This is a genomic window from Streptomyces sp. NPDC087440 (assembly GCF_044744005.1).
GTDB lineage: Bacteria > Actinomycetota > Actinomycetes > Streptomycetales > Streptomycetaceae > Streptomyces.
On sequence record NZ_JBIUXN010000001.1, the window covers coordinates 939,286 to 952,315 of the forward strand.

Here is a 13,030-nt window from a genome sequence, read left to right on the forward strand (position 1 = left end):
TCCCCTCCCGACCGGGCCTGCTACTGGGCCCGCTACTGGGCCAGTTCGGCGCGTACGGTACGGGCCGCCGCCACCAGGTTCTCCAGGGAGGCACGCGTCTCCGGCCAGCCCCGGGTCTTCAGGCCGCAGTCCGGGTTGACCCACAGCCGCTCGGGCGGGATCGCCTCAAGTCCCTTGCGGAGCAGGGACGCTGCCTCCTCGGCGGACGGGATGCGGGGCGAGTGGATGTCGTACACGCCCGGTCCGGCCTCGCGCGGATAGCCGTGCGAGGCCAGCTCGCGGGCCACTTGCATGTGCGAACGGGCCGCCTCCAGGCTGATCACGTCCGCGTCGAGGTCGTCGATGGCCTGCACGATGTCACCGAACTCGGCGTAGCACATGTGGGTGTGGATCTGGGTGTCCGGGCGCACCCCGCTGGTGGTGAGGCGGAAGGACTCCGTCGCCCAGGCGAGGTACGCCGCGTGGTCGGCGGCGCGCAGCGGGAGCGTCTCGCGCAGGGCGGGCTCGTCCACCTGGATCACCGAAGTACCCGCCGCCTCAAGGTCGTTGACCTCGTCGCGCAGGGCGAGCGCCACCTGCCGGGCGGTGTCGCCGAGCGGCTGGTCGTCCCGTACGAACGACCAGGCGAGCATCGTCACCGGGCCGGTCAGCATGCCCTTGACCGGGCGGTCGGTGAGAGAGTTGGCGTACGCGGTCCAGCGCACCGTCATCGGCTCGGGGCGCGAGATGTCACCGGCCAGGACCGGCGGGCGGACGTAGCGGGTGCCGTACGACTGGACCCAGCCGTGCTGGGTGGCCAGGTAGCCGGTGAGCTGTTCGGCGAAGTGCTGGACCATGTCGTTGCGTTCGGGCTCGCCGTGCACCAGGACGTCGATGCCCGCCTTCTCCTGGAAGGCGAGGACGTCGCGGATCTCCGTCTTGATGCGCTCCTCGTAGCCCGCCGTGTCGATCCGTCCCGCCCTCAAGTCGGCCCGGGCGGTGCGCAGTTCGGTGGTCTGCGGGAAGGAGCCGATCGTGGTCGTCGGGAGGAGGGGCAGGCCGAGCGCGGCGCGCTGGGCCTCGGTGCGCTGTGCGTACGGTGCCGAGCGGCGGCCGTCCGCGTCCGTCACGGCGTCGACCCGGGCCCGTACGGCAGGGTCGCGGGTGATGGGGGAGTTGGCCCGGGAAGCCAAGTCGGCCCGGTTGCGGGCGAGTTCGGCGGTGATGCTGCCGGTGCCCTGGGTGAGGCCCTTCGCCAGGGTGACGATCTCGGCGGTCTTCTGCTTGGCGAAGGCGAGCCAGCGCAGCACCTGCGGGTCGACGTCGCGTTCGGCGGTCGCGTCGACGGGGACGTGCAACAGCGAGCAGGAGGCCGCCACGTCGACGCGGTCGGCGAGGCCCAGGAGGGTGCCGAGGGTGGCGAGGGACTTCTCGTAGTCGTTGATCCAGATGTTGCGGCCGTCGACGACGCCCGCGACCAGGCGCTTTCCGGGCAGCCCGCCGACCGAGGCGAGCGCGTCGAGGTGGGCGGCGGCGGGGCCGGTGAAGTCCAGTGCCAGACCCTCGACCGGGGCCTTGGCGAGCACCGACAGGGCGTCGCCGAGGCGGTCGAAGTAGGAGGCCACCAGGAGCTGCGGCCGGTCGGTGAGCCCGCCCAGGTCGCGGTAGGCGCGGGCGGCGGCGTTCAGCTCGGCCGGGGTGCGGTCCTGGACCAGCGCGGGCTCGTCGAGCTGCACCCACTCCGCCCCGGCGGCCCGCAGATCGGCCAGCACCTCGGCGTACACCGGCAGCAGCCGGTCGAGGAGGGTCAGCGGCTCGAAGTCGGCGGCGACACCCGGGGCGGGCTTCGCGAGGAGGAGGTACGTGACCGGGCCGACCAGCACGGGACGTGCGGCGAGGCCGAGCGCGAGGGCCTCCGTCAGCTCGGCGACCTGCTTGGTGGAGTCGGCCGCGAAGACGGTGTCGGGGCCCAACTCCGGCACGAGGTAGTGGTAGTTGGTGTCGAACCACTTGGTCATTTCCAGGGGTGCCACGTCCTGGTTGCCGCGCGCCATCGCGAAGTACCCGTCGAGGGCGTCGGCGGCGACGGCCGCGCGGTGACGGTCGGGGACCGCGCCGACCATCACGCTGGTGTCGAGCACGTGGTCGTAGTACGAGAAGTCGCCGGTGGGCACCTCGTGGAGGCCGGCCCCGGCCAACTGCTCCCAGTTCGTACGGCGCAGACCCGCCGCGGTCTCCTTCAGGGCGTCGGCGGTGACCCGGCCCCTCCAGTAGCCCTCGATCGCCTTCTTGAGCTCTCGGTTCCTGCCCTGGCGGGGGTAGCCGTACACGGTGGCGCGTGCTGCCGCGGCTGCGGACTTCGATGTCACGGAAATCTCCTTCGCGAGATGACTCCTGAGCACCCCGGCAACGGGACGCGGACGCGAAGGGATGACGACATCCGGTGAACCCGACAACTCCGCCACGGGGAGAGGTCGTTCCGCCAGATGTGTACGCCGACCCGCCCACGAGGTCACCGGAATGTCCGCACCCGAACGGTCGGGTGCGGGCAACGGGCAGGTCTTCGGACTCGCGAGCACTTCTGCCGGGGCAGATCTCCTACTGGCCGTCGCTTCCCAGGTCCGTACGGACCCAGTGCGTATGACGGCGGTCGTTCCCACTCACCGCTGCGGGGCAGTCCCGGATTCCCACCAGGTTCCCTCTTGCGACGCCGCTGCCTGGCGGGCAGGGCGAACCAGTTGCACCGGCCACCATAGGGGGCGGGGGCGGCGCCCGGTGACCGGAGTTCACATTCCGGACCGTGACATGAGACACGGGGGTGTGCCCGTCGCGCGGGTGCACCCCCGTGCCGGAGCGGTCAGCGGCGGCCGAGACCCCGGTCCAGCGCCCGGTACAGCTCGCCGTCCGCGGTGTCCGCGTCCAGCGACCAGACCATCGCGCCGCCCAGGCCCCGGGCCCGTACGTACGCGGCCTTGGTGGTGAGGACCAGCGGGTCGTCGTACGTCCACAGGGTGGTGCCGTCGAAGATCCAGGCGTGACCGGCGAGGAGGTCGCGGTGCACCTTGAACTTCCCCGACTGCACCAGGGGCTTGAGCTCCTTGTAGTCCGCGTAACCGGCCGCCCACTTGGCGGGGGCGGGTCCGGCTGCGGGCTTGCCGAGGCCGTTGCCGCCGCCGGTGACGCCGGTCCAGCCCTGACCGTAGAACGGCATGCCGACGACCAGCTTGCGGGCGGGTGCGCCGCGCTTCAGCCAGGACTCGACCGTGCCGTGCACGCTGAAGTCGCCCCGGGCGAAGAGCGCGGACTGCTGGGCGGTCTTCTTCTCGCCGCTGACGTGGAAGTCGTACCCCTGGAGGTTGACGAAGTCGAAGTCCCTCATGATCTTGGCGACTTCGAAGCCCGCGTCGATCTTCGCGTCGGCGGTGGGAACGAAGGCCGACAGCTCGTAGTGCTTGCGCTTCTGCTTGCCGAGCGCGTCGAGCTGGGTGCGGAACTCCTTCACCAGGGCGGTGAAGTTCTGCTTGTCCTCGGGGCGGTGGACGGTGTCGACGTCGCCCTCGGAGCCGGGCCACTCCCAGTCGATGTCGATGCCGTCGAAGACGCCTTCGGCGGCTCCTTCGCCGCCGCGCACGCCGTCCTTGGGCAGGTTGCCCTTGAGGTAGAGGTCGATGCAGGAGGTGACGAGGGCCTTGCGGGAGGCGGCGGTGAGGGCGGCGTCGGAGAAGTTGGTCGACCAGCTCCAACCACCCAGCGAGATCAGGGCCTTGAGGCCCTTGTGCTTGGCCTTCAGCTCCTTGATCTGGTTGAAGTTCCCGGCGAGGGCCTGGGTGTCGGTGTCGGCCACGCCGTCGACGGAGTTGGCGGCGTCCAGCGGGCGCTGGTAGTCGGCCCACGGGTCACTCTCGCCCGGGAGGGGCGTCAGGAAGCACTTGCCGCTCTTGTCGACGTTGCCGAAGGCGTAGTTGAGGTGGGTGAGGCGGGCCGCGGTGCCGCTGGTGTCCAGGTCCTGGATCTGGTAGTCGCGGCCGTAGACGCCCCATTGGGTGAAGTAGCCGACCCGACGCAGGGACGGCGTGTCACCGTGTCCGGCCTGCTGTCCGGCCTGCTGGGCCGTCGGCTTGGCGGCCGGGACCGCCGGGGCCGCGGAGGCGGAGGGGGCCAGTGTGGCGAGGAGCGAAGTGACGCAGGCGGCGGCTGTGAGAGCCGACCCTTTCAGGAGTCTTCGTCGCATGTGCGGACGCTATTGGTCTGGACCATGCAGGGTCAAGAGGTGGTCATGAAGAGTTGTGCGCGCCCCGTCGGGTGTGCTCAGTCGGGTGCGGTGACGAGCCCCAACTCGTATGCGGTGATCACCAGTTGGACCCGGTCGCGGGCGTCCAGCTTGGTGAAGAGGCGGGAGACGTGCGTCTTGGCGGTGGTGACCGAGATGAAGAGCTCCTCCGCGATCTCCGTGTTCGACCGGCCGAGCCCGACCAGGGTGAGCACCTCGCGTTCGCGCCCGGTGAGGCCGTCCGGCGGGCGCGGGGCGCGCCGAGCGGGTTCTGTCCGGGCGGCGAAGTCCGCGATCAGGCGGCGGGTCACGCCCGGCGCGATCAGTGCGTCACCGGCGGCGACGACGCGGATCGCCGCGAGGATGTCGTTCAGCGCCATGTCCTTGACCACGAAGCCGCTCGCACCGGCCCGCAGGGCCCCGTACACGTGCTCGTCCTCGTCGAAGGTGGTCAGGACGAGCACCCGGGCGGTCGTCGGACCGGCGGTGATCAGACGGGTGGCCTCGATGCCGTCCATGCCGGGCATCCGGATGTCCATCACGACAACGTCCGGGCTCAACTCGCTGGTCAGGCGCACCGCTTCGGCCCCGGTCGCGGCCTCGCCGACCACCTCAAGGCCGACGTGCTCGGCCATCACCAGACGCAGACCGGACCGCACCAGGGGCTGGTCGTCGGCGAGGACGATGCGTACGGAGGCGGGAGTGGGCCCGGCGGACTCGGCGGTGTGTACGGTCATCGGGCGTCCGCCCCAACAGGCAGCGGGAGCACGGCAGTTACCCGGAATCCGCCCTCGGGTCGCGGCCCGGCCTCCAGTCGCCCGTTCAGCAGGGCGACCCGCTCGCGCATCCCGACGAGCCCGAAGCCGTGCGGCGCACCGGGGCCGCCCGTGCCGCCGCGCCCGTCGTCGACGACCTCCACCGTCAGCTCCCCGTCCCCGTGGTCCACGGTCACCCGGCAGTCCCCGGTGCCCGCATGGCGGACCACGTTGGTCAACGCCTCCTGAACGATACGGTAGGCGGAAAGGTCCAGGTCGGCGGGGAGCGGCCGGGGTTCCCCGGTGCGGTGCAGGTCGACCCGTACCCCTGCGTCTGCGGTCGCCGTCACCAACTGTGCGAGGTCCGCGAGCCCCGGGGTCGCATGCCGCGACGAAGGGGCCGTCGGATCGGCCCGGCGGAGCGCCAGCAGGGTGCGGCGCAACCCGGCGAGCGTGTCCCGGCTGGTCGTCTCGATGGTCCGCAGGGCCTCCTCGGCGGCCTCGGGGCGCGACCGGACGACCTGGCTGCCCGCACCCGCCTGGATGGCGATGATGCCGATGCTGTGCGCGACCATGTCGTGCAACTCCCGTGCGATGCGCAGCCGTTCGGCCGTCACGGCCTCGGCGACCTCCTGGGTGCGCAGCGCCACCGCGTGCTCGCGACGCTCCCGGACCAGCAGACCGGCCGTGCAGCACGCGGACAGCGCCAGGAAGGCGATCACGGCGTGCACGACCAGGCCCGACCCGCCGACGAAGCCGCCGACCACGAGGAGCTGTACGACCAGGGCCGAGGCCACGGCCACCGGCGCGGTCCGGCGGCGGGCGCAGGTCGCCACGAGGAGGCCCAGGACGACGTCGGCCGCCAGGTACGACAGGAGTGCGCCGTTGTACGGGACGGCCGGGCCGGTGCCGACCGGGCGCGGGGCCCCGGCGACGACGACGCTCGCCCCGAGGAGCGTCAGGGCCAGGGCCCACGGCGGCGACCGACGCACCACCCCGACGAGCAGGGGCGCCGCTCCCAGCGCCGCGAGGCCCTGCACCGTACGGGAAGCGCCTGCGCCGCCGCCGACCAGGAGGCCGATCGCGAGGACGTACAGGGCGAACCCGATCCAGGCGACGGGGCGCGTGGCGGTCAGGGGTGCGCTGCGTGCGGTGGCGCGCGAGGGCTGTTCGGCGCCCCTCAACGGAGGCCTGCCGGACGGCGGGCGGAGGGCGAAGATGCGCAGGTGGGCGGCGGTATGACGGTCATGCGGGGAGAGTAGCCGGACCGTCCCCGCCGGGCGTCGGCCCGGGGATGTACATCCGGGGGACGAACGGGCCGCGCACATGTCCGTCCCCGGCACCATGAACCGGACGCCGTGTCCCGGCACCGTGGGTCACGTGATCGAAGTCAACGAACTCACCAAGCGCTACGGCGACACCACCGCCGTCGACCACCTGTCCTTCACCGTCAGGCCCGGCCGGGTCACCGGATTCCTCGGCCCCAACGGAGCGGGCAAGACCACCACCCTGCGCATGATCCTCGGCCTGGAGACCCCCACCGGTGGCAGCACCGCCGTCGGCGGTGTCCCCTTCCGCAGCCACGCACGCGGCCTGCGGCACGTCGGGGCGCTGCTGGACGCCCACCAGGTGCACGGCGGCCGCAGCGCCCGCACCCACCTCGCCGCCATCGCCCGCAGCAACGGGCTCCCGGCCCGCCGGGTGGCGGAGGTGCTGGACGAGGTGGGGCTCGCGGACGCGGCGGGCCGCCGCATCGGCGGGTTCTCCCTCGGCATGAAGCAGCGGCTGGGGGTGGCGACCGCGCTGCTCGGTGATCCGCCGGTGCTCATGTTCGACGAGCCGGTCAACGGCATGGACCCCGAGGGCGTGCTCTGGATGCGGCACCTCTTCCGGCGGCTGGCCGCCGAGGGCCGCACCGTCTTCCTCTCCAGCCACCTGATGTCGGAGATGGAGAACACCGCCGACGACCTCGTCGTCATCGGCCGGGGCAGGCTCATCGCCGCCGAACCGCTCCGGGAGTTCGCCGCCCGGGGCGCCGGGCTCGGGGTGGTGGTCGGGACCTCGCGGGCCGCCGAACTGGCGGCGGTGCTGACCGCCGCCGGGGCGTCGGTGGCGCAGGAGGGTGCGGCCGGGGCGGGGAGCCCGGAGGGTTCGGCGGGCGCGGGGCGCCTGGTCGTCACCGGTCTGCCCGCGGACCGTATCGGAGCACTGGCCCTGGACCGACGCATCGCCCTGACCGAACTGACCACCCGTACCGCCTCGTTGGAGGAGGCCTTCATGGAACTGACCGCCGACAGCGTGGAATACCTGGCAGGACGTGCCCGATGAACACTCCCACCCCTCTTGCGACCACCACCGTTGACTGTGCGGACCGGGGGCCGGAGCCGCCCGTCCGCTTCGGCGACCTGCTCGCCGCCGAGTGGATCCGGATGCGGTCCCTGCGGTCCACCCCCTGGACGATCGGCTGCGTCGCCCTGTTCGTCGTCGGGTCGGCCGCCCTGTCGGCGCTCGTCTACGTACGCAGCCTCTCCGACGTGCCCGCCGGCTATCTGGACGCGCGCGAACCCTTCGAGTACCTGCCCTTCACGGCTTTTCCGCCACCTGGCCACATGACGCTGATGCTGGTCGCGGCCACCCTCGGGGCCCTCACCGTCGTCAGTGAGTACGGCAGCGGGCTCGTCCGCACCCTGACCGTGGTCGTCCCCGCGCGCGGTTCCGTGGTGCTGGCCAAGGCGGTCGTCACCGCCGCGCTGTGGACGGCGGTCGGCGCCGTGATCTCGCTGGGCTGCTTCCTGGCGTCGCAGGCGGTGCTCGACACGCGGGGCGTGGGGGTCGGGATCACGGAGCCGGGGGTGTTGCGGGGGCTGGTGGCGTCCGCGCTGCTGGCACCCGCGTGCGCGCTGGTCGGGCTGGGGCTCGGGGTGCTGATCCGGCACACGGCGGCGACCGTGCTCGCCGGGGCCTTCCTGCTGATGCTGGTGCCGCTGCTCATCTCGCCGGGTGCGTCCTGGTCCGCGCCCCTGCACCAGGCGACGCTGTTCGCGTCGTGGAAGCGCCTGGTGCAGACGTGGGGGCCGTCGCCGGACAGCCTCGTGCCCCTGGGGTCCGTGCCGGGTTCCTGGATCGCGTACGTGCTCTGGCCGCTGGTCGCCGTCGCCCTCGCGGTGGTCGTCGTACGGCGTCGGGACGTGTGAGCGCGCTCCCTGTCGGGGGCAGGGTGGGGTCGAGCGTTCGTACGAAGCGACAACCGCCTGATGAGAAGATGTGCCGCATGGCAGGTTCAGAAGGCTTTGAGCCCGAGTCGGATCGGGTCACCCGGCAGTTGCGCGACGACATCCTCGACGGTGTGCGCCCGCCCGGCAGCAAGCTCGTCGAGCGCGAGCTCGCCGCCGAACTCGGGGTGAGCCGACTGCCGATCAGGGACGCGCTCAAGGCGCTGGTCAACGAGGGGCTGGTGACGCCCAGGCCGCGCACCTGGGCGGTGGTGCGGGAGTTCACCCCGACCGACATCGCCGACATCGACGAAGTACGGTCCGCGCTGGACACGTTGACCTTCCGGCTGGCGGCGCAGCGACGTACCCGCGAAGGACTCGCGAAGCTGCGTGCCGACCTGGACGCGGAGTTCGAGGCGGCACGGCGCGGGGACGCGGTCCAGGCCCGGCGGGCGGCGGCCGACTTCCACCAGACGGCGACCTCCCTCGCCGCGAACGACCTGCTCAGCGAGTTGGAGGGCACCTTGCGCAGCCGCCTGCGCTGGCTCCAGGTGCGGCACGACGACCTGCTGGACGTGGCGCGCGAGCACGAGGGGCTGTACGACGCGATCGCGGCGCGGGACGTGCCGCGCGTGGAGGAGCTCATCGCCAAGCACCTGGAGTCCGGGCGGAATTCGGCGGCGGCGCACCTGCGGGGGGCGAAGGAGGAGTAGGGCGTCACAGGCGGAGGTCTCGGTCAGGGCGGGTCGGCGGGTGGCGGCTCGCCCTATTTCCTGCCCTCGGGTGGGAGTCGGTGTTTGATTTGGTATCCCATTTCTTCGCGTGAATCTCTTGACTGGCCCAGGAAGACGGCCGTAGCGTCCCCGTCACTTGCTTCGGTACCTCGGTTTCGTATACCGAAATCGCTGAGAAGGGTGGCTGGTGTGACCACAGCTCAGGACGCATTGCACACGGCAGACGGAGCGGTGCGCTCCGGTGGTCAGGGACCGAGTGACGCGCCCCCGGGCACCAGCCCCCGCCTCTACAGTCCCGACCTCGCCCCGACGAAGAAGGCGGGCCGCAGCTGGGGCGGCTACAACGTCTTCACCCTGTGGGCCAACGACGTGCACAGCCTCGGCAACTACGCCTTCGCGATCGGTCTGTTCGCCCTCGGGATGAGCGTGTGGGACATCCTGGTGGCCTTCGTCCTGGCCTCGGTCTTCCTCTTCGTCCTGCTCAGCCTGTCCGGCTACATGGGGTCCAAGACCGGGGTGCCGTTCCCGGTGATGAGCCGCATCTCGTTCGGGATCAGGGGTGCACAGCTGCCCGCCGTCATCCGGGGCGGGGTCGCGATCGCCTGGTTCGGCATCCAGACGTACCTCGCGTCGTCGGTGCTCTCCGCGTTGCTGGTGACGTTGATACCGGGGCTGAAGGGGTGGGAGGGCAGCGCCTTCCTCGGGCTGTCGGCGCTGGGCTGGCTGTCGTTCCTGATCCTGTGGGTCGTCCAGGTACTGATCGTCAGTTACGGGATGGACGTCATCCGGAAGTACATCGCGGTGGCCGCGCCCGCCGTGCTCATCACGATGCTGGCGCTCGCGGTGTGGATGTTCGCCAAGGCGGACTGGACGATCGCCGTGCACGCCGGGAACCCGTACACGGGCGCCGACCGCTTGGTGCACATCCTGGAGGCGGCCGCCCTCTGGGTCGTCATCTACGGCACCTTCGTCCTCAACTTCTGCGACTTCACGCGCTCCGCGAAGAGCAACCGCTCGGTGCTGGCCGGGAACCTCATCGGCATCCCGGTCAACATGCTCTTCTTCGCCGGGATCGTGGTGGTGCTGAGCGGTGCGCAGTTCGAGCTCAACGGGAAGGTCATCGCCAGCCCGGCGGACATCGTCCAGGCCATTCCCAGCACCCTTCTGCTGGTACTGGCGTCGTTGGCGCTGATTCTGCTGACGGTCGCGGTGAATCTGATGGCGAACTTCGTCGCCCCCGTCTACACCCTGGTCAACCTCTTCCCGCAGAAGCTGAACTTCCGGCGGGCGGGGATCGTGAGCGCCGTGCTGGGGCTGGTCATCCTGCCGTGGAACCTCTACAACAGCCCGGTCGTCGTGGAGTACTTCCTCGGCGGGCTCGGGGCGCTGCTCGGGCCGGTGTTCGGCATCGTCATGGCCGACTACTGGCTGGTCCGCCGGACCCGGATCAACGTGCCGGACCTGTACACGGAGGACCCGGCGGGCACGTACGCCTACCGGGGCGGCGTCAACCCGCGCGCGGTGATCGCCCTCGTTCCGACGGCCGCGATCGCCGTGGTCGTCGCCTTTGTCCCGTACTTCTCGGGGATCTCGGGCTTCTCCTGGTTTATCGGGACGGTGCTGGCGGGGGTGCTGTACGTCGTCCAGCCGGGGCGGCGGGGTGGGCGGTCCGCGGAGTTGGTCGATGCGGACGGGGAGGCCATCGCGGTGCCGAGCGCGTGAATCCCTCTTTCTTTCCTTTCGGATCTCCTTTCGGCTCTCCTTTTGAAGAAGTGGAAACTTCCATGCGGTTGCTGGTCGTCAACGTCAACACCACCGAGTCCATGACCCGGAGCATCGGAGCGCAGGCCATGGCCGCCGCCGCGCCGGGCACCGAGATCGTGCCGCTCACGCCCGCATTCGGGGCGGAGTCGGTGGAGGGCAACTACGAGAGCCACCTGGCGGCGATTGCCGTGATGGAGGCGGTACGGGCCTACTCCGGCCCGTACGACGCGGTGATCCAGGCGGGGTACGGGGAGCACGGGAGGGAGGGGCTTCAGGAGCTCTTGGATGTTCCGGTCGTCGACATCACCGAGGCGGCGGCCTCGACCGCCCAGTTCCTGGGCCGGAGTTACTCGGTGGTGACGACCCTGGACCGGGCGGTCCCGCTGATCGAGGACCGGCTGGCGCTGGCGGGGCTTTCGGCACGGTGTGCGTCGGTGCGGGCGAGCGGGGTGGCCGTGCTGGACCTGGAGAGCGATGCGGACGCGGCTGTCGAGGCCATCGTGGCGGAGGCCGTCGCGGCGGTGGAGGTGGACCGGGCGGAGGTCATCTGCCTGGGGTGCGGGGGGATGGCGGGGCTCACGGAGCGGGTGGTGGCGCGGACGGGGGTGCCGGTGGTGGACGGGGTCGCGGCGGCGGTCACGATTGCGGAGGCGTTGGTGAGGTTGGGGTTGCGGACGTCGAAGGTGCGGACGTTTGCGGCGCCGCGGGCGAAGAGGTTTGCGGCGTGGCCGCCGGGGGTGGTCGTGGGGTAGGGGGGTTTCCGGGGTCCGGCCCGGGGCGGTGGAGGGGGGTTCGGGCTCGCCCCGCCGGGGCAAGGGGTCCCCAGCCCCGCCCCTTCACCTAAACCCGCGGGGCAGTTGCACGGTTGTGTGCGGGTGGGTGGGGGGTTGGGGGCTGCGGGTGGCCGGTCGTGTGCGGGTGTGTTGTGGCTGGTCGCGCAGTTCCCCGCGCCCCTGATGGATGCCCTCCGGGCACCATCCCCCTCGCGGGCCCCCGGCCTCCCCCGCACCCTAATACGGTTGACCCCCAGCCCTGTTGGGCGCTGCACTGTGCACCGCGTCACCCCCGCCCACCTTCCGCCCCGGAGGCCCCGTACCGATGAAGATCCGTTCCGCCACCGCCCAGGACCACGACCTCTTCGTCGACACGTTCCTCACCGCGTTCGGGCGGTTTCCGGAGACCTGGGGCGGGGGGCGCCCACTCTGGGCGGCGTTTGAGATGGACCGGTGTCTGTTTGCCGAGGCGGAGGACGGGCGGCCCGTCGGCACCGCCGGCGCGTACTCCTTCGAGCTGACCCTGCCCGGCGACGTCATCGTCCCGGTCGCCGGGGTGAGCGGCGTCGGCGTCCTCCCCTCGCACCGGCGCCAGGGCGTGCTCACCGCCCTGATGCGGCATCAGCTCGAAGCGGTGCGCGACCGTGGCGAGTACCTCTCCGTACTGCTGGCCAGCGAAGCCGTGATCTACCGCAGGTTCGGCTACGGCCCCGCGACCCACTCGCGGTGGCTGACGGTGACGCGGCAGAAGGCGGCCTTCACCCCGCCCCGGGGGAGTCAGGACACACCCGTGACCGGCTCGGTCGACGTGCTGCGGCGGGCCGACTGCGTCGAGATTCTGGAAGAGGTGTACGACCGGTGCCGCCGGGCGACGCCCGGTGCCGTTTCCCGACCCCACCACTGGTGGGCGAAGGGCGCGGGGCAGCCCCCGGTCGCCGAGACGCCGCGCTACCTCGCCGTCCACCGCGACGCCGACGGCACGCCGGACGGGTACGCCAGTTATGCGATGACCGACCGGGACACGCTGACGGTCGACGAGGTCGTTGCCGTCGAGGACGGCGTCGTCACCGACCTCGCCCGGTTCCTGCTCGGCCACGACCTGGTCGGCGACGTCGTGTTCAAGCACTTCCCGCCCGAGCACCCGCTGCGCTGGCAGCTCACGGACTACCGCGCGAGCGAGGTCAGCAAGGACTCCGACTGGCTGTGGGTGCGGGTGCTGGACGTTCCGCGCGCGCTGACCGCGCGCGGGTGGTTCGCGGACGGTGAGCTGGTGCTCGACGTCGACGACCCGTTCCTCGGCGAGCGCGGCCGGTGGCTGCTGACCGTCCGGGACGGCAAGGCCGTGTGCGAGGCGACCGACCGTGCGCCCGATCTGTCGCTGGACGTGAGCGATCTCGGGTCGGTCTACCTCGGCGGCACCACTCCGAGCACGCTCGTACGCGCCGGCCGCGTCCAGGCCCACCGCCCGGACGCGGCCGACCGCGCCGACGCCCTCTTCCGCACCGAGCGCGCCCCGCACTGCCTGCACTGGTTCTGAGGGGGC

Annotated in this window: 10 protein-coding genes and 1 riboswitch; of the genes, 6 read left to right on the plus strand and 4 right to left on the minus strand. The window is 71.6% G+C overall.

Features of this window, described 5'->3' with window-relative positions; translation table 11 throughout:
- Window positions 1-32: 32 nt before the first annotated feature.
- From metE to ACIO3O_RS04285, 4 genes are all read right to left on the minus strand, one after another.
- Window positions 33-2,348 carry a 5-methyltetrahydropteroyltriglutamate--homocysteine S-methyltransferase gene (metE, locus tag ACIO3O_RS04270; protein WP_401741650.1) on the minus strand — a complete coding sequence of 772 codons (2,316 nt, stop codon included), beginning with the start codon at window positions 2,346-2,348 and terminating at the stop codon, window positions 33-35.
- Window positions 2,349-2,515: 167 nt separating this feature from the next.
- Window positions 2,516-2,733, minus strand: a riboswitch (cobalamin riboswitch).
- Window positions 2,734-2,836: 103 nt separating this feature from the next.
- Complete coding sequence (locus ACIO3O_RS04275; protein WP_401741652.1) at window positions 2,837-4,210, minus strand: glycoside hydrolase family 18 protein; 1,374 nt, start codon at window positions 4,208-4,210, stop codon at window positions 2,837-2,839.
- Window positions 4,211-4,287: 77 nt separating this feature from the next.
- A complete protein-coding gene (locus ACIO3O_RS04280; protein ID WP_401741655.1) occupies window positions 4,288-4,986 on the minus strand; it encodes a response regulator in 699 nt (232 codons plus the stop codon).
- Window positions 4,983-6,188: a sensor histidine kinase gene (locus tag ACIO3O_RS04285; RefSeq protein ID WP_401741657.1), complete on the minus strand. Its 1,206-nt coding sequence runs from the start codon at window positions 6,186-6,188 to the stop codon at window positions 4,983-4,985. The genes ACIO3O_RS04280 and ACIO3O_RS04285 overlap by 4 nt, the downstream gene beginning before the upstream one ends.
- 196 nt (window positions 6,189-6,384) lie before the next feature.
- Here ACIO3O_RS04285 and ACIO3O_RS04290 point away from each other — a divergent pair, with 196 nt between their 5' ends.
- The 6 genes from ACIO3O_RS04290 to ACIO3O_RS04315 all read left to right on the plus strand — a co-directional run bounded on the left by ACIO3O_RS04290 (window position 6,385) and on the right by ACIO3O_RS04315 (window position 13,024).
- On the plus strand, window positions 6,385-7,332 hold the full coding sequence (locus ACIO3O_RS04290) for an ABC transporter ATP-binding protein (RefSeq protein WP_401741659.1): 948 nt from the start codon (window positions 6,385-6,387) through the stop codon (window positions 7,330-7,332).
- On the plus strand, window positions 7,329-8,198 hold the full coding sequence (locus ACIO3O_RS04295) for an ABC transporter permease subunit (protein ID WP_401741660.1): 870 nt from the start codon (window positions 7,329-7,331) through the stop codon (window positions 8,196-8,198). The genes ACIO3O_RS04290 and ACIO3O_RS04295 overlap by 4 nt, the downstream gene beginning before the upstream one ends.
- Before the next feature lie 77 nt (window positions 8,199-8,275).
- Window positions 8,276-8,929: a GntR family transcriptional regulator gene (locus ACIO3O_RS04300; RefSeq protein ID WP_401741663.1), complete on the plus strand. Its 654-nt coding sequence runs from the start codon at window positions 8,276-8,278 to the stop codon at window positions 8,927-8,929.
- A gap of 252 nt (window positions 8,930-9,181) precedes the next feature.
- Window positions 9,182-10,672 carry an NCS1 family nucleobase:cation symporter-1 gene (locus ACIO3O_RS04305; RefSeq protein WP_401741894.1) on the plus strand — a complete coding sequence of 497 codons (1,491 nt, stop codon included), beginning with the start codon at window positions 9,182-9,184 and terminating at the stop codon, window positions 10,670-10,672.
- Window positions 10,673-10,734: 62 nt separating this feature from the next.
- Window positions 10,735-11,466 carry an aspartate/glutamate racemase family protein gene (locus ACIO3O_RS04310; protein ID WP_401741896.1) on the plus strand — a complete coding sequence of 244 codons (732 nt, stop codon included), beginning with the start codon at window positions 10,735-10,737 and terminating at the stop codon, window positions 11,464-11,466.
- Between the two features lie 346 nt (window positions 11,467-11,812).
- Window positions 11,813-13,024 carry a GNAT family N-acetyltransferase gene (locus tag ACIO3O_RS04315; protein ID WP_401741664.1) on the plus strand — a complete coding sequence of 404 codons (1,212 nt, stop codon included), beginning with the start codon at window positions 11,813-11,815 and terminating at the stop codon, window positions 13,022-13,024.
- Window positions 13,025-13,030 lie beyond the last annotated feature (6 nt).

Bases quoted from the DNA above. Each gene is read 5' to 3' on its own strand.
- ACIO3O_RS04315 (WP_401741664.1), top strand. From the start codon at position 11,813: ATGAAGATCCGTTCCGCCACCGCCCAGGACCACGACCTCTTCGTCGAC.
- ACIO3O_RS04280 (WP_401741655.1), bottom strand. From the start codon at position 4,986: ATGACCGTACACACCGCCGAGTCCGCCGGGCCCACTCCCGCCTCCGTA.
- ACIO3O_RS04275 (WP_401741652.1), bottom strand. From the start codon at position 4,210: ATGCGACGAAGACTCCTGAAAGGGTCGGCTCTCACAGCCGCCGCCTGC.
- ACIO3O_RS04300 (WP_401741663.1), top strand. From the start codon at position 8,276: ATGGCAGGTTCAGAAGGCTTTGAGCCCGAGTCGGATCGGGTCACCCGG.
- ACIO3O_RS04310 (WP_401741896.1), top strand. From the start codon at position 10,735: ATGCGGTTGCTGGTCGTCAACGTCAACACCACCGAGTCCATGACCCGG.
- ACIO3O_RS04295 (WP_401741660.1), top strand. From the start codon at position 7,329: ATGAACACTCCCACCCCTCTTGCGACCACCACCGTTGACTGTGCGGAC.